General features: G+C 45.6%; 17 protein-coding genes and 1 tRNA gene. 7 read left to right on the top strand and 11 right to left on the bottom strand.

The window, feature by feature from the left end:
* Window positions 1–159: 159 nt before the first annotated feature.
* The 7 genes from pth to AC1YY3_RS05430 all read right to left on the bottom strand — a co-directional run bounded on the left by pth (window position 160) and on the right by AC1YY3_RS05430 (window position 5,719).
* Window positions 160–726 (bottom strand): aminoacyl-tRNA hydrolase, encoded by a 567-nt coding sequence (gene pth / locus AC1YY3_RS05460; protein WP_481823142.1) that lies wholly within the window; start codon window positions 724–726, stop codon window positions 160–162.
* Between the two features lie 15 nt (window positions 727–741).
* A complete protein-coding gene (locus AC1YY3_RS05455) occupies window positions 742–1,368 on the bottom strand; it encodes a 50S ribosomal protein L25/general stress protein Ctc (RefSeq protein ID WP_481823143.1) in 627 nt (208 codons plus the stop codon).
* 67 nt (window positions 1,369–1,435) lie between these two features.
* Window positions 1,436–2,389 carry a ribose-phosphate diphosphokinase gene (locus tag AC1YY3_RS05450; protein ID WP_481823144.1) on the bottom strand — a complete coding sequence of 318 codons (954 nt, stop codon included), beginning with the start codon at window positions 2,387–2,389 and terminating at the stop codon, window positions 1,436–1,438.
* 40 nt (window positions 2,390–2,429) lie between these two features.
* A tRNA-Gln gene (locus AC1YY3_RS05445) sits at window positions 2,430–2,504 on the bottom strand.
* Window positions 2,505–3,392 (bottom strand): 4-(cytidine 5'-diphospho)-2-C-methyl-D-erythritol kinase, encoded by an 888-nt coding sequence (gene ispE / locus AC1YY3_RS05440; RefSeq protein WP_481823145.1) that lies wholly within the window; start codon window positions 3,390–3,392, stop codon window positions 2,505–2,507.
* On the bottom strand, window positions 3,373–3,966 hold the full coding sequence (lolB, locus tag AC1YY3_RS05435) for a lipoprotein insertase outer membrane protein LolB (RefSeq protein WP_482194351.1): 594 nt from the start codon (window positions 3,964–3,966) through the stop codon (window positions 3,373–3,375). The genes ispE and lolB overlap by 20 nt, the downstream gene beginning before the upstream one ends.
* 1 nt (window position 3,967) lies before the next feature.
* Window positions 3,968–5,719, bottom strand: coding sequence for a tetratricopeptide repeat protein (locus tag AC1YY3_RS05430; RefSeq protein WP_481823147.1), 1,752 nt, complete (start codon window positions 5,717–5,719; stop codon window positions 3,968–3,970).
* 300 nt (window positions 5,720–6,019) lie between these two features.
* On the opposite strand from AC1YY3_RS05430, the gene hemA reads away from it, so the two are divergent.
* The 5 genes from hemA (at window position 6,020) to AC1YY3_RS05405 (ending at window position 11,096) form a co-directional block, all read left to right on the top strand.
* Window positions 6,020–7,276 carry a glutamyl-tRNA reductase gene (hemA, locus tag AC1YY3_RS05425; protein ID WP_481823148.1) on the top strand — a complete coding sequence of 419 codons (1,257 nt, stop codon included), beginning with the start codon at window positions 6,020–6,022 and terminating at the stop codon, window positions 7,274–7,276.
* Entirely contained in the window at window positions 7,276–8,361 is a 1,086-nt protein-coding gene (gene prfA, locus AC1YY3_RS05420; RefSeq protein ID WP_481823149.1) for a peptide chain release factor 1, read from the top strand. Before hemA ends, prfA begins: the two co-directional genes overlap by 1 nt.
* A 5-nt stretch (window positions 8,362–8,366) precedes the next feature.
* A complete protein-coding gene (gene prmC / locus AC1YY3_RS05415; RefSeq protein WP_481823150.1) occupies window positions 8,367–9,215 on the top strand; it encodes a peptide chain release factor N(5)-glutamine methyltransferase in 849 nt (282 codons plus the stop codon).
* A 60-nt stretch (window positions 9,216–9,275) separates the two neighbouring features.
* Window positions 9,276–9,698, top strand: coding sequence for a M67 family metallopeptidase (locus AC1YY3_RS05410; RefSeq protein ID WP_481823151.1), 423 nt, complete (start codon window positions 9,276–9,278; stop codon window positions 9,696–9,698).
* A gap of 138 nt (window positions 9,699–9,836) precedes the next feature.
* Window positions 9,837–11,096 carry an HlyC/CorC family transporter gene (locus AC1YY3_RS05405; RefSeq protein WP_481823152.1) on the top strand — a complete coding sequence of 420 codons (1,260 nt, stop codon included), beginning with the start codon at window positions 9,837–9,839 and terminating at the stop codon, window positions 11,094–11,096.
* A gap of 4 nt (window positions 11,097–11,100) precedes the next feature.
* Here AC1YY3_RS05405 and AC1YY3_RS05400 read toward each other — a convergent pair whose 3' ends face one another.
* Genes AC1YY3_RS05400 through AC1YY3_RS05390 form a run of 3 tightly spaced genes read right to left on the bottom strand, consistent with a single transcriptional unit; the run spans window position 11,101 to window position 13,558 of the window.
* Window positions 11,101–11,409, bottom strand: a complete 309-nt coding sequence (locus AC1YY3_RS05400; RefSeq protein ID WP_481823153.1) for a hypothetical protein — start codon at window positions 11,407–11,409, stop codon at window positions 11,101–11,103.
* Between the two features lie 19 nt (window positions 11,410–11,428).
* Complete coding sequence (radA, locus tag AC1YY3_RS05395; protein ID WP_481823154.1) at window positions 11,429–12,805, bottom strand: DNA repair protein RadA; 1,377 nt, start codon at window positions 12,803–12,805, stop codon at window positions 11,429–11,431.
* 15 nt (window positions 12,806–12,820) lie between these two features.
* The gene (locus AC1YY3_RS05390; protein WP_481823155.1) at window positions 12,821–13,558 is read right to left on the bottom strand and encodes a M48 family metallopeptidase; all 738 of its coding nucleotides are present in this window, start codon (window positions 13,556–13,558) and stop codon (window positions 12,821–12,823) included.
* A gap of 192 nt (window positions 13,559–13,750) precedes the next feature.
* Here AC1YY3_RS05390 and AC1YY3_RS05385 point away from each other — a divergent pair, with 192 nt between their 5' ends.
* Entirely contained in the window at window positions 13,751–14,419 is a 669-nt protein-coding gene (locus AC1YY3_RS05385) for a Bax inhibitor-1/YccA family protein (RefSeq protein ID WP_481823156.1), read from the top strand.
* 6 nt (window positions 14,420–14,425) lie between these two features.
* Entirely contained in the window at window positions 14,426–14,989 is a 564-nt protein-coding gene (locus AC1YY3_RS05380; RefSeq protein ID WP_481823157.1) for a hypothetical protein, read from the top strand.
* 20 nt (window positions 14,990–15,009) lie between these two features.
* On the opposite strand, the gene AC1YY3_RS05375 is transcribed toward AC1YY3_RS05380, so the two are convergent.
* A complete protein-coding gene (locus AC1YY3_RS05375) occupies window positions 15,010–15,477 on the bottom strand; it encodes an MEKHLA domain-containing protein (protein ID WP_481823158.1) in 468 nt (155 codons plus the stop codon).
* Window positions 15,478–15,541 lie beyond the last annotated feature (64 nt).

The following is a 15,541-nucleotide window of genomic DNA, read 5'->3' as shown; positions in this document are numbered from 1 at the left end:
ACCCTCTCCGATGTTCTGTAAGCGCGGCATTATGGTTTATCGGCATCTAACTGTCAACCGATGATTTTGCGCCGCTGGGTGTTTTACCGCTATTTCAAAAATAGCCGCATTGTTTATCTCGTAGATGAGAACCTCAAAGGACAATCGAACACCTTAAATTTAGCTATTCATCGTGTTCATCACTGCAGCTATGTCGCCTGAAATGATTTGATCGATAAACCCCTTGCCGTGTTCAATCGCTGAGTGCATAAGCTGACTATCACTCTTGGACGGTGCTGATAATACGTAATCCGCAACGACCACTTTCGCAGGAGGACGACCTATGCCTATGCGTAGGCGGTAAAAATCTTTTGCGCTTAGGTGTGCGATAATGTCTCTTAAGCCATTGTGTCCGGCGTGACCGCCATCTTTCTTTAGCCTTACAACACCTGCATCAAAATCCAGCTCATCGTGAACAACGAGGATTTCTTCTGGCGTAATTTTGTAATACCGAGCCACTTTGCCAACCGACTGACCACTTCGGTTCATGAACGCTTGGGGTTTAAGCAACAAGATCTTTTCACGGGCGATAGTACATTCTGCCATTAGACCCTGAAATGCAGGTTTATTTGACCAAGCACCAGACCGCTCGGAAGCTAGGCTGTCTAAAAACAAAAACCCGGCATTGTGCCGGGTTTTTTCGTATTGTTGACCTGGATTCCCCAGGCCAACGATAAGTTTTATCATAGCCAGTCTATCGCATTACTCGGCTGCTGCTTTTTCAGCATCATCGGCAGCGTCATCTTTGCTGGCTTTTGATGCCATCATCGAAGCGACTGGCAAATCGTGATCCGCACCTTGGTGCAATATCACAATTTCGACACCTTTCGGTAAAATTATATCGGACAGATGGAGGGTTTCACCAATGTCCAGCTTTGCCAAATCCACTTCGAGGTATTCTGGTAAGGCCGAAGGCAAACAAGTCACTTCGACATCCACCATAGAATGCGTGGCAATGCCGCCTTTCTTGCCACCAATAGAGGTATCTTCGTTAATAAAGTGCAACGGAACATGCACTTTAATCGCTTCTTTCATACTGACCCGTTGAAAATCCAAATGCAGAATCTGGAATTTAGCAGGATTGCGTTGTACGCCTTTTAAAATGGCTTTTTCGGTTTTGCCATCAACGGTAACATCCAACACATGCGAATAAACCGCTTCATGCTCAAGATGCTTTACCACTTCGTTATGGCTTAACACCAGCATTTTTGGCTCGGCATGACCACCGTATATAACTGCTGGTACTTTACCTTGACGACGTACGCCTCGCGCTGCGGTGGTTCCTGACTGTCCACGACTTTCAGCGACAAATTCAAATATATTTGACATTTCAACTCAACCTCGCGCCTCAAGCGCTCTATAAACTCTAAACTCAACAACTTTAAACGACGTAAAGTCAATCAACGTAAAGTGAACTCACTGACTCACCTACGGCAATACGTCTTATCGTCTCAGCCAACATTTCAGCGACGCTTAACTGCCTGATTTTCTCAGACTGTGCGGCCTCTACGCTCAAAGGTATGGTATCGGTTACCACTAATTCATCCAGCACCGAACCGTTAATGTTTTTCATTGCATTACCCGACAACACGGGATGGGTACAATAGGCCACCACTTTAATAGCGCCGTTTGCTTTTAATGCGGTAGCTGCGTGACACAAAGTGCCTGCCGTATCAACCAAGTCATCAACCAGCACACAGGTACGACCATCTACATCGCCAATAATGTGCATAATTTCAGACACATTGGCTTTGGGTCTGCGTTTGTCGATGATGGCGAGATCGGCATCATCCAGTCGCTTGGCAAGCGCCCTGGCCCGTACCACCCCGCCAACATCTGGCGAAACCACAATTAAATCCTTGTACTGCTGCCGCCATACATCACCCAATAACAGCGGAGATGCGTAGACATTATCGACAGGAATATCAAAAAATCCCTGGATTTGGTCAGCATGTAAATCAACGGTTAATACCCGATTAGCGCCTGATTGCTCTATCATTTGGGCAACCAACTTGGCGCTGATTGGCACTCGCGCCGATCTTGACCTTCTATCTTGCCGAGCATAGCCGTAATAAGGCAATACTGCTGTTATTCGTGATGCAGAAGCACGCTTAAGTGCGTCCATCATCACTAGCAACTCCATCAAATTTTCGTTAGTGGGTGAACACGTTGGCTGGATGACAAAAACATCCTTACCACGGACGTTTTCTTCAATTTCTACAGCAACCTCACCATCACTAAAGCGCCCAACAGTCGCCATTCCTAGGCGCATGTTAAGCTTTTTAACTATACCCTCGGACAAAGCCAAGTTAGCATTTCCCGAAAACACCATCATTGCGGTGTCGTTCATCCGAGTTCTCCTAAGTCTTTCTTAGTCCATGCGGAAATAGTGGCTGGGTCGCTAGGATTCGAACCTAGGTATGCGGAGATCAAAACCCCGTGCCTTACCGCTTGGCGACGACCCATTAATTCACGATATTAGTATGATAATCATTAAGCTTTGCAAACAAAGGCGATTCATTGACACCTTTTGCCAAATAAGCAACCCACTTGCTTTTCAGCTTGTGGTAAGCACCGGCGGCGGCATTGTACGAATCAAACTGTGCAAACACGCAGGCACCTGTTCCGGTCAGTCTTGCCTCTGAAAATGCCGACAAGTCTTGCAGAGCTTCTTTAACCAGCGGGTAACGCTCACAAACCACCTGAAGACAGTCGTTTTGGTGGTCGCCACTAATAAAGCCCATCATTGTGATGGATTTACTATTACGTGTCAAATCTTTAGCGGAAAAAATTTCCCGTGTTTCCACATGGCAATCTGGCTTTATGATTACAAGCCATTGTTCAGGAATGGTAATTTTATCCAGCTTTTCCCCAACCCCTTCGGCCCAGGATGTATGTCCGTAAATGAACACTGGGACATCTGCGCCTAGCGACAAACCCATCGTGAGCAGTTTTTCTTTGGGAAGATTTAACCCCCAAAGGGCATTCAACACCACTAACGTGGTTGCGGCATCAGAGCTACCGCCCCCCAAGCCACCACCCATAGGCAAGTTCTTTTCCACTTCGATGCGTACACCTAATTCGCAGCCAGTCTCGGCCTTGAGCAACTTTGCGGCACGAACCGTCAAATCATCCGCTTCTGCTACGCCAGGAATGGTCTTTAGCAGGCGCACTTCGCCATTATCAACTGGATGAAAAATCAGCCAATCGCATAAGTCTACAAACTGGAACACGGTTTGCAGGAGGTGGTAACCATCTTCCCGCTGACCTACAATACGCAACATCAAATTCAATTTTGCAGATGCCGGCCAGCGTTCTGCCCATGCCGCCTGATTACTTAGCATTTTTGCCATTCAAATCCCATTGATCGACAATCAGTTTCAGCTTCGCATGGTCATTCGTGACCGCCATTTTGTGTGGCAGGGTTTCAGCACCCGTCTTCTGCATTTCTTTGTAAGCGATCAACCAGCCGTTCTGTACAAAACCATCGTCAGTTTCCTGAAATTTTTGCTCTGCTTCTGGCAATCCCACCGCCCAAAAACGCAATGACTGCAATGGTACAAACAGCCCTAATTGCTGATTAATGAACTGCTCCGGCTGATTTGATGTTTGCACATTGCCGCCACCACGGTCTATTTTGACGACATTTCCAACGAGTTCAATAACCACAGCACCTTGACCTAGCGGCCCAGACAGCTTTATTTTTTCTGAATCAGGCAAATGATTCCATTCTATATTGGCTGACCATGAATCTTTGGGCGAGGATATTGCTACCCGCCCTTCCAGATGCCATTCTTGCATATCATACAAATGCGCTCTAGCCACCTGAGAATAATGCCCATTTGGTACGGTAGATATGCTAGCGCAAGCGGATAACAACAGCACAAAAGAAGCTGTGCCTAGCTGTTTTGATAGTTGGTGCAACACGTTATTTACTGGAATCTGATTTTAGGAATTTATTTTTAAATCCAAGCAGATAAGGATCATCAGGTGCGTTACCTAAGGCATCCATAATGAGTTTTTGAGCTTCCTCTTTCTTCCCTGAAACCCAAAGCACTTCGGCAAGATGGGCGGCAATCTCATTTTCGGGTTGCTTATCGTACGCCTTTTGCAAATAGTCTAGTGCAGCTTGGTAATTGCCCATTTTGTACTTTAGCCAACCATAACTATCCAGAATCACCGCCTCTTCCGGCTTGATTCTTAACGCATGATGGAGATAAGTTTCCGCTTCAGCATAACGGGTGGTTTTATCTGCCAAACTGTAACCCAAAGCGTTTAATGCCTCGACATTGTCCGGCACTTTAGCCAATATTTTCTGTAAATCGGCTTCCATGACATCGAGCTTACCCATACGATCAGCTATCAACGCTCTGGAATAAAGCAATTCCTCCTGATCTGGGTAATTTTTCAATTCCCCAGTCAAATAGTTGTACGCTTTTTCTTGCTGCTTTTGCTGGCTGTATAATTCCGCCTGAATCAACACAATACGCAGCTTTTGTTTGGGAAATCTACTCGGCAACGCTTTCAAACGTTGTTCCGCTTTATCGTACTGCTTGTCCTTAGCCAGCAAGGATATACCCGTTACGGCGGCCTCAAACTGGAATGGTCCATCGGTGACTTTATCAAACCAAGCCAGCGCATTTGCTGTGTTATCACGCTTTTCTTCGATTTTACCCAGATAAAAATTCGCTTGATTGCGCCACTCAGCTTGTCCTAACAATTGCTTGAAAATATCTTCTGCTTTGCTGTCATGGTCTAATTGCAAATGCACCAAGCCTAAGGAAAACAGGCTTTCATAATCTTTGGGGTCATTGGAAACGAGTGTTTCATATACCTCACCTGCCTCATTGTACTTGGCAGCCTTGATAAGTACTTGCGCCAGCAGTTTTTTAAATTTTTGGTTATCAGGGTATTTGGCGACTGCATTTCGCAATAAGGTTTCTGCACGATTGAAATCTTCTGCATAAACCGCCATTTGCGCTTGTAAAATCAAAGCCTTATCCAAATCTGGCTGTAATTTTAAGGCACGTTCGATTTTTCTTTCAGCCAATTCTTTGTTCTTCATATCCGCCGCTAGCAAAGACTGGATAAAGAAGATAGATGCTTGATCGGGATGCTTTACCGACAAGGTTTCCATCACCTCGTAGATAAATGGGACGCTACCATCTTTTTGCAATGCGCCAGCCAATTCAAACAAGGTTTTTTCAAAACCGGCTGGATCTTGCTTTAAAAGCCCGTCCAACTGCTCAACAGACTGTTGTTTATTTTCAGATTTTAGTGCCGAAAGAGCCGCTATTTTTCTGGCAGAAAGATTTTTTGGATCTTGCTTCAGCCACAAAGAGACGGCTTCATTAGTTTTATTGCCATCTTTCATGTACATGGCAATCATTGCTGCGCGTTCGGTAAGCCGTGGATCATGAACCCGCTTTGCGGCTTCCAGATAGCCTTCCAGTGCCACATCGTACTGACCTCGTTGTCCGGCAATTTCCGCCGTCATCAACATAAACAGCACGTCGGGATCAATGGAAGTTTTATCTTCCTTATGTTCACTTTTACTCAGTGGCTTGGTTAACCCAAGCGATTTTTCAGCCGCTTTAGGTACACCAGTCTGCTCCGGCGCAGTCGCACAAGCCGCAAGAATAACGAGGGAAATAACTGAAAACAATCTTAAAATTGACACAGATGATCCTATCTTTAATTCACAAAATATCCCGCATAGATTAGCAGAAATCCCAATTGGTTCAGACTGTTAATTTATTTTGACACTATTGTACAGTTAATCAGATACTTACTAAATATTTAAAATGCTGCTGCCATTCATAAACAATAATTCTTTCTTAAGCAGATCATCGTATCCTTTTTCCATTAAGCAAACCTTTTTTGTGCCATATATTGTTGATAACACTAGCCTATGGAGTCCAACTCAATCCTCTTTTCCAAATCTGTTACAATTTGCACAATCCGTTCATTTTTTTAGCTCATGACACTTTTAGCCGTCGGAATCAATTATAACACCGCGCCAGTTGCGATCCGCGAGCGTCTGTCATTCCCTGCCGACACCTTATTTGCGTCCTTAAAAGAATTACGGCAAGTCCGCGAAATCAGCGAAGCCGCTATACTGTCTACCTGCAACCGCACCGAATTCTACTGCACTACCAACACCGCAAATGAGCAATTCCTGATTGATTGGGTGGCAGAAACCAAAAACATTGATGTCGCTAGCTTTAAACCCTATTTGTACACTCATGCCGATAACCAGCTAATCCGGCACATGTTTCGAGTGGCTTGCGGTTTGGATTCCATGATCTTGGGCGAGCCTCAAATACTCGGCCAAATGAAATCTGCTTACCAATCGGCTTGTGAAGCCGGCACTTTGGGGAAAAATCTAGGCAGACTTTTCCAGCAAACTTTTACCGCTGCCAAAAAAGTCCGCACCGATACGGCAATAGGCTCCAGCCCAGTCTCAGTGGCTTTTGCTGCCGTGCAACTTGCCCAACAGATCTTTGACAATCTAAAGGAGCAAACCGCGCTATTAATCGGTGCTGGTGAAACTATCGAGCTTACTGCACGGCATTTACGCCAACAAGGCATAGGTCGCATTATTATTGCCAACCGAACCCTTGCAAAGGCACAAGCTCTAGCCGAACAATTTAGCGGAGTAGCGATCACCTTAGCTGATATACCCTCACATCTAGCAGAAGCGGACATCGTGATTTCATCCACGGCCAGCCAATTGCCCATTTTGGGCAAAGGCAGCGTCGAAAGTGCTTTGAAAAAACGTCGGTACAAACCGATGTTTATGGTTGATCTCGCCGTTCCCCGGGACATTGAAGCGGAAGTCGAGCAGCTTAGAGACGTGTATCTGTATACCGTCGATGATTTGCAAAACACCATCGACCAAAATATGGATTCGCGCCGCCGTGCCGCCGAGCAAGCCGAAGAGATTATCGACACCCAAGTCGATTATTTTTTGACCTGGTTACGCGCCGAGAACGCCCAAACAACAATACGCGACTACCGCTTGCAATCCGAACAACTCCGCGACGAAGCCTTGCAGAAAGCACTGGCCTTATTAAAAAACGGCAGTACACCCGAAGAAGCACTGACACGTCTCGCTTACGGCCTGACTAACAAGCTGATCCACACGCCCAGCACCCAAATCCGTGATGCTGCTGCCAATGAAAGACATGATGTGATTGCCGCTGCACACGAAATTTTTAAACTGAACAAATCTTGATGAAACCTTCCATACAACTCAAATTAGAAAGCCTTTGCGAACGCTACGATGAAATAGCGGCGCTATTATCCGAGCCTAGCATTCAAAATAACCAGAACAAATTCCGCGCCTTAAGCCAGGAATACGCGCAAATCACACCATTGGTTGAGGTCTACAAAAAACGTGTCGAAGCCCTTGCCCAGAAAGCATCCGCTGTTGAGATGGCTAATGACAGCGATCCAGAATTACGGGAATTAGCTAAGGAAGAAGTTGCCGAAGCGGAGCAAACCATCGAAAATCTTGAGCATGAACTGCAAGTCCTGCTGTTACCTAAAGATCCTAATGACACCCGCAACATTTTCCTGGAAGTCCGTGCGGGAACGGGCGGTGATGAAGCCGCGATCTTCTCCGGCGACCTGTCCCGAATGTACCAACGCTATGCCGAAAGAAAAGGTTGGCAGACTGAAATTATCAGTGAAAACCAGGGCGAACACGGCGGTTATAAGGAGATCATCCTGCGTGTTTCGGGGCGCGATGTGTATTCGCAACTCAAATTTGAATCCGGCACACACCGTGTACAACGCGTACCAGAAACCGAATCACAAGGTCGTATCCACACCTCCGCTTGCACAGTTGCTATCATGCCGGAAGTCGAAGAAGTTGATGCTATCGACATCAATCCGGCTGATCTTAAGGTAGATACTTACCGTTCATCTGGCGCAGGTGGACAGCACGTTAACAAGACCGAATCTGCCATCCGCATCACCCACATCCCCACTGGCGTGGTCGTCGAGTGCCAGGATGAACGCTCGCAACACAAAAACCGCGCACGAGCCATGTCCTTATTGGCTTCCCGACTGCTGTCTGCCGAGCAGGAAAAACACCATGCCGAACAGTCCCTTAATCGCAAACTACAAGTGGGCAGCGGTGACCGCTCCGAGCGCATCCGCACCTACAACTACCCGCAAGGCCGCTTGACCGACCACCGCATCAACTTAACCTTGTACAAGCTGGAAGACATCATGCAAGGCGGCCTGGAACATGTGGTTCAACCCTTGATAAGTGAACATCAAGCTGAATTGCTGACACAACTGGGTGATGAATAACCGCTGTGCAAAGCATCAAATCGGTGTTAGCAGAAGCTGTAACGTCGCTACAAACGGTATCAGATTCAGCACTGTTGGATGCGGAAGTCCTGCTTTGCACCGCATTGGGTAAGGAACGAACTTATCTGCGTAGTTGGCCGGATAAAGTGCTACATCCTGAGCAAATAGCCGCTTTTAAGCACTTATTGCAGCAAAGACAACAAGGCAAACCCATCGCTTATATCACGGGCAAGCGAGAATTTTGGTCGCGGGATTTTCAAGTGTCGCCGGATGTGTTGATTCCCCGCTCAGATACCGAATTGCTCATCGAACTTAGCTTGGCTCTGATACCGGCAAACCAACCTTGCAGAACCATAGACTTAGGCACAGGCTCTGGCATTATCGCCATCACGCTTGCCGCAGAACGTCCACATATCAATGTCAGCGCGACCGATATTAGCCCAACCGCTTTACATATCGCAAAGATGAATGCCGCTAAACATAAGGTCGAACATATCCAGTTTTATCAAAGTAACTGGTTTGATAGTGTTCCAGATGGCAAATTTGATCTTATCGTTAGCAATCCGCCTTACGTCGCTGAAGACGACGAACACTTACAACAAGGTGATTTGCGTTTTGAACCACTGACAGCCCTCATTTCTGCTCAACACGGATTAAGTGACATAAAAATAATTGCCGAAACCGCCTGTAACAGGCTTAAAACTGGCGGTTTTTTGCTGGTTGAGCATGGTTATAAGCAACAGGAAGACCTGCAAAGCCTATTTAAAACACTGGATTACTGTAATGTTCAAACTCATACCGATTTAGCAGGACAACCGCGTGTTACTTCAGGACAATTCCTACCGCCGCGTTAAAAAAACTTTTACAATGCCCTCAAACCCAGCGTTATGTTTGGCAATCTCTAAGGAATTAATATGCTCCAAACCACCGAAACCCAAATACCCCGTAAACTGACCAATCAGCTATTGCATCTGGCGCAATTATCGCCCGATTACGAAATATGCGGCCTCGTCGGCGGCAAAAACGGCATTCCCAGTACTTGTTACCCCATAGCCAACATTGCTGAACAGCCGCAGCGGCGTTTCCTGCTCGATGCCAAACAACAAATTGCCGCGATGAGCGACATGCGAAGCCAAGGCGAAGAACTGTTCGCCATTTACCATTCCCACCCGAAAACACCCGCGCAACCGTCTATCCACGACCTGGAAGCCGCCGCTTATCCCGATGCGCTATACCTCATTATCTCTTTGAATATAAAAGGCGTACTGGAAATGCGCGGCTTTAAAATCAATCAACAGAAAGCGCAGGAAGTTGTGCTTAGTTTGTTGGAGGAATAAATTCAATGTCGGGCGTGCCTGTTGACCATCTGGCTGAAGTGCAATAATCCATAACAAAACCCTCCGACTTCCATCACTGCTTGACAAAATTTCCACTTAGTAGACACTAGACCAGTTTTTCACTCCCCAGAGACCGCTTTGAACGATATGACCCTGGGTATGCTATTTGGCATACTCGCTTTAATGCTTATTCTTTCCGCTTTTTTTTCCGGCTCAGAAACGGCATTAATGGCCTTAAACCGTTATCGGCTCAGGCATTTAGTCAAACTCAAGCATAAGGGTGCGATAAAAGCCCAAAGACTACTGCAACGGCCTGACCGGTTACTGGGCATGATTTTGCTGGGCAATATCTTCGTCAACACTGCTGCCGCGTCCGTCGCTACCATCATCGCTATCCGGCTTTATCCAGAACGTGAAAGTGCCGTGCTTATTGCTGATGGGATTCTGATCCTGGTGACCTTGATTTTTTCGGAAGCCACTCCTAAAACTTATGCTGCCGTAAAACCGGAAACCATCGCTTTTCCTTCCGCATGGGTTTACGTTCCTCTGCTCAAGCTGTTTTACCCAATCATCGAATTCGTCAACATCTTTGTTAGCTTACTGCTGCGATTGTTTCAGGTAGATGTTAAACAACACAGCCTGGAAACGCTCAGTAAAGACGAGTTAAAGGTCGTTATCGCCGAAGCCGAAGGCATCATGCCGCACCGTTATCAAAAAATGTTGATGGGCATATTGGAGCTTGAATCGGCGACGGTTGAAGACATCATGACCCCGCGCAATGAAATCGTGGGCATTGACCTGGAACTGCCACTTGAAGACATTATCAATCAAATTAAAACCAGCCCACACACCCGCTTACCCGTCTACAAAAAGAGCGTAGACCGCATCATTGGTTTTTTGCACTTACGTAAGGTGTTGATTCTTATCAATCATGAAGATTTTGACAAGCAGACGATTATTAGCTTGTTAAGTAAACCTGTTTTTATCCCTGATACCACGCCTGTGCATTCACAGATGCTGGCATTTAAAGCAGATAAAGTCCGTGTTGGTCTCGTGGTGGACGAATACGGCGATGTTCATGGCTTAGTGACGATGGATGATTTATTGCAGGAAATCGTCGGCGAAATCATCACTGATGATACCCAGGTCAGGATGCAAAGTGATGGTAGCCATGTGGTAGATGCCAATATCACCGTCAGGGAATTAAATCGCTTTATGCAATGGGAATTGCCGACTGAAGGCCCGAAGACGCTGAATGGGCTGATTATCGAATTTATGGAAACGATACCGGAAGTTGGCACGAGTATAAAGCTGCACGGTTATCCGCTGGAAATACTTAAGCGTGATGATAATACGGTTAAGTTGGTTAAGTTTTTACCTTCCAATAAAGGACATTAATAAATTATAAGGCTACATATTGAAAAGATTTCCCCACAAGTTTTGGGCTATGTTCTTCTTGTAACCATTCGATCAAATTTTTCAAATCCAATATGCCACGAATTTTACCCTCTGGATAACAAATACAATAGGATTCAACATCGGTTTTGCCCGAAGATCTTTCGAGATAACTCTCTGCGTCCATAAACACATGACCATACTTTTCATCAAAACGATCATAGATAAAGGTTCTTATTGAAGGAATTGTGAGATTGTAGTCAAAATACCGCGCACTAAAATATACGTCGCCTTTTATAAGTTCAATAATATTCATCACCTTATCCTCAACTCTTTCAAAATCCCAAAATTATATCTAACGCTTCTGAAAGCGTTGCAACCGGATGTATTTGCAAGCCTTCAATCCGCTTTTTTGGCGCATTGGCCTTAGGAATCACTGCTATTTTGAAGCCATGCTTGGCGGCATCGTTTAAACGCGACTGTCCGTTCGCAACGGGTCTTATTTCGCCGCTCAAGCCGATTTCCCCGAAAAAAAACGCATCGTGCGGGATGATTTTATCCCGAAAACTGGAGACTATGCCGACAATTATCGCCAGATCGGAGCTGGTTTCCGTGACCCTTATTCCACCGACCACATTGGCGTAAATCTCATCATTGGCTGTAACTATGCCGCCGTGTCGGGTCAATACAGCCAGTAACATAGCGAGGCGGTTCTGGTCGAAACCCACGGCAAGCCTGCGAGGATTGCCATATTGGCATTCGGTTACCAGCGCCTGAATTTCCACCAGCAAAGGTCGAGTACCTTCCCATAATACCGTTACTACGCTACCTGGAGAGGGCTTGTCAGGCCTGTTTAAAAACATCGCCGATGGGTTTTTTACTTCTTTAAGACCAGTGCTACCCATGGCAAAAAAACCAAGTTCGCCGACACTGCCAAAGCGGTTTTTATCCGCCCTTAGCATCCTGAAACGGGCATCATCCGTGGACGAGAGCATCACTTGGGTATCGACAATATGGCTTAAGGTCATGGGCCCTGCCAGGGATTGATCCTTGGTCACATGACCCACCATAAAAATGGATATGTGCTGCTTTTTTGCATACTGGGTCAGGTAACTGGCCGATTCCCTAACTTGCGAGACTGAACCTGGTGCCGACTCGACATCTTGGGTGTACACGACTTGAATGGAGTCAATCACCAAGATTTTCGGCTTTATCTCGTCAAGGACATCGCAAATCCGTTGCACTGAGGTTTCGGCCAACATCATGATTTTGTCGGCTGGCAGACCTAAGCGGTGCGCCCGTTCAGCAATTTGCTGCAAGGATTCCTCGCCGGACACATACAAAACTGAAATTCCCTGAGCAGCAATATTAGCGATGGCTTGCAACAAAATGGTACTTTTGCCTGCGCCGGGTGCCCCGCCAATCAACACCACGCTACCCGTCACAATGCCGCCGCCCAGGACGCGGTCAAATTCTGAAATGCCGGTGGCAATGCGTTCAGCGTGTACCAAACTCACGTCCGACAATAATTTCACCTCGGAAACACTGCCTGCATAACCTAAAGAGCGGCTAGTACGTTCATTACTGGCTGTGCCTAACCTGACTTCTTTGATGGTATTCCATTCGCCGCAACTGGTGCATTGTCCGCCCCAACGGGGATAATCCGCCCCGCATTGCTCGCAAACAAAGGCACTATGCTTTTTCTTGCTCATTGGTCAGCTAGATAATCAGTCAGTTCGGTCAGAAAATGCCATCATCAAACTGCGACCTTGTTTTTTCAGCCAGTTCCGCCTGTTTTGGTAATCCGGCAAATGCTCGGAAACCAATGACCAAAATTGGCTGGAATGATTTTTTACCCGTATGTGGCAAAGTTCATGCACGACCACGTATTCCAACACCTCTTTTGGAGCCATAATCAGCAACCAGTTGATATTAATGTCGTTATGGATACCACAACTACCCCAGCGGCTTTTTTGCGTCTTAATCGTAATCGTGCGGGGGTTAAGCTGATGTTTAGCGGCATGGCTCTCGACCATTCGCTCGACTAGCTGTTTAGTTTGTTTTTTCATCCAGCGGATCAAGGCTTCCCTGATTTGATGGTTATGTTCATCAGGATTTAGGGCTTCGGGAACAAAAGCCGTATAGCCATCCGTAAATTCTATTTTGATCCGTTTTAATTTTGTTGGCATTACCGTTAACGGGTACACGCTACCCTGGTAAGTGATGTTGGCTCCAGATTTATACTCAGTAGGCACAAAACCACTTTGCTGAGGGCTTGAAGCCGCCATTTTTTTCAACGCTTGGGTAATCCACTGCTGCTTAGCCTGCACAAATTTATGCAGCTTATGCTCCGGTATCTGCAAAGGAGCAACAATTTCCACCAAACCAGGCTTGACGACAATACGCGCAGACGCAACGCGATGGCTACGCCGAATTCGGTAAGTAAAGGGTAAATTGGTAAACACTTTCTTGTTCGCAGGTGATTATTTTGTGGACAGTCTACTATATCTTCTATGACAACTTAATCTTATACGACAACTTATACGACAACTGGGGCAAAAGCTGATATGCTGAATCATCTTAGCAATCTTGTGAAACTCTTATAAGATTAGCTAGTCTCAGTTTTTGTTATTCACTTGTTTAAGGAATTTACGTTTATGCGATTAAATACTGCTATTTCCCATTCAGAAGCTAGCATTCTGTCAACTAACAAAGTATTGAAAAATACTTACTTGTTGTTGTCCATGACTTTGCTGTTCAGCGCAATGACAGCGTGGGCTTCCATGTACTTCAATCTGCCCCATCCTGGACTAATTGTAACGATGGTGGGATTTTATGGTTTGTTGTTTTTGACCACTAAATTTAGCGACCGCAGTTTGGGTCTGGTTTTTGTATTTGCCCTGACGGGCTTCATGGGCTTAACCCTCGGGTCTATCATCAACATGTACACCCAGGCTTTCAGTAACGGCAATGAATTAGTAATGACTGCTTTGGGAGGCACTGGCGTAATTTTTCTGGGACTTTCTGGCTATGCCTTAACTACCCGCAAAGATTTTAGCTTTATGTCAGGTTTTTTGATGGTTGGTATTTTGGTGGCATTTTTGGCCGGAATTGGTGCGGTACTGTTCTCCATCCCTGCTTTGTCGTTGGCGGTTTCAGCAATGTTCATCTTACTGATGTCCGGCATGATCTTGTTTCAAACCAGTGAAATCATCCACGGCGGCGAGACAAACTACATTTTAGCGACAGTTTCCTTGTATGTTTCCATCTACAACTTGTTCCTGAGTTTGCTGCAAATTCTGGGCGTGTTCGGTGGCGAAAAATAATCACTGATGTTGTCCATAAAAAGCCCAGTCATTTTCGTTGGGCTTTTTTGTGTTTTCTTACTTTACGGTTGTGAACCCACAACTCCAGAAGCCGTTACCACAAGATTCTGGCAAACGTTGGCGCAAGGGGAGTTAGAGGCTTCCAAAACACAAACAACCCAAGCTACTCAACATTTGGTTACCCTTAAAGACATTGATAGCCATTCCAAAATATCTATAGGCGCAGTCACCCTAAGTGACCAAACCAATGCCTTAGTTGTCACCACGATTAACAGAAATAAAAAACCGGTAACATTCGATACGGTTTTGCTGAAAGAACAAGACAGTTGGAAGGTTGATTTTGCCCAAACCCACACCAATATTGCGATGATGCCATTCGATGGCATCGTTAAAAGCTTAGAAAACCTGGGTGATTCCTTAACTAAAAAACTGGAAGAAGCCGTTCCCCAAATTGAAAGAGAAATGGAATCAATGGGTAACGAGCTGAAAAATCAACTCGACGAATTTGGAAAGTCACTTAAAAAACCGCAAGATCCCAATAAACCAAAGTCTCACCCTAATACCATTTAGCCAGCTTCAGTTTTTAGCACTTACAGGAATTGCCATTGCTCAAACCGTGCTGCTTGACCTGCATAACATCCTTTACTATCCAATAAATTCCAAACCACCGCATTTTTAATCAACAATCGCTGCCCCGTTTTTGTTAGGCGAATACCTTGGTAATCATCTATATAGCCTTTTCGATTAACTTCTGCCAGTAACTTATCGCGTTCGAGCCGATGAATAGGTTCTGCTGATAATCTCGAAGGTAGCTGGGTAAACTCTTGCCAACTAAAACCGAATAAATCCAAGGCTTTTAGATTCGCGTAATTAAATACCGGATCTTCGGCGGTATTGTGGGATACGACAACAAAAGGTGCGTAAAACAAGGCTCTCGCCAATGTTTCACACGATTGACTTTTCGATATTAAATCTTTACCCAGCAACTTTCGATAACTGTTGCTCATCAGGGCAACATGCTCACTAAGGAACAAATTAGTTTCAGAAGGATAATTCATTTCAAAACAGGTCAGTTATCGTAAGTTGTTTATAGTCTTATTTTATCAATTGAGACTGGCTCTC

The organism is Methyloglobulus sp., assembly GCF_964779595.1.
This window is presented reverse-complemented; position numbering and strand designations above follow the sequence as displayed.

What these genes read in the sequence shown, in the direction of transcription:
- AC1YY3_RS05410 (WP_481823151.1), top strand. Translation starts at nt 9,276, where the DNA reads ATGCTCCAAACCACCGAAACCCAAATACCCCGTAAACTGACCAATCAG.
- AC1YY3_RS05385 (WP_481823156.1), top strand. Translation starts at nt 13,751, where the DNA reads ATGCGATTAAATACTGCTATTTCCCATTCAGAAGCTAGCATTCTGTCA.
- AC1YY3_RS05400 (WP_481823153.1), bottom strand. Translation starts at nt 11,409, where the DNA reads ATGAATATTATTGAACTTATAAAAGGCGACGTATATTTTAGTGCGCGG.
- AC1YY3_RS05375 (WP_481823158.1), bottom strand. Translation starts at nt 15,477, where the DNA reads ATGAATTATCCTTCTGAAACTAATTTGTTCCTTAGTGAGCATGTTGCC.
- AC1YY3_RS05450 (WP_481823144.1), bottom strand. Translation starts at nt 2,389, where the DNA reads ATGAACGACACCGCAATGATGGTGTTTTCGGGAAATGCTAACTTGGCT.
- prfA (WP_481823149.1), top strand. Translation starts at nt 7,276, where the DNA reads ATGAAACCTTCCATACAACTCAAATTAGAAAGCCTTTGCGAACGCTAC.
- radA (WP_481823154.1), bottom strand. Translation starts at nt 12,805, where the DNA reads ATGAGCAAGAAAAAGCATAGTGCCTTTGTTTGCGAGCAATGCGGGGCG.
- AC1YY3_RS05380 (WP_481823157.1), top strand. Translation starts at nt 14,426, where the DNA reads ATGTTGTCCATAAAAAGCCCAGTCATTTTCGTTGGGCTTTTTTGTGTT.
- AC1YY3_RS05455 (WP_481823143.1), bottom strand. Translation starts at nt 1,368, where the DNA reads ATGTCAAATATATTTGAATTTGTCGCTGAAAGTCGTGGACAGTCAGGA.
- ispE (WP_481823145.1), bottom strand. Translation starts at nt 3,392, where the DNA reads ATGGCAAAAATGCTAAGTAATCAGGCGGCATGGGCAGAACGCTGGCCG.
- hemA (WP_481823148.1), top strand. Translation starts at nt 6,020, where the DNA reads ATGACACTTTTAGCCGTCGGAATCAATTATAACACCGCGCCAGTTGCG.
- pth (WP_481823142.1), bottom strand. Translation starts at nt 726, where the DNA reads ATGATAAAACTTATCGTTGGCCTGGGGAATCCAGGTCAACAATACGAA.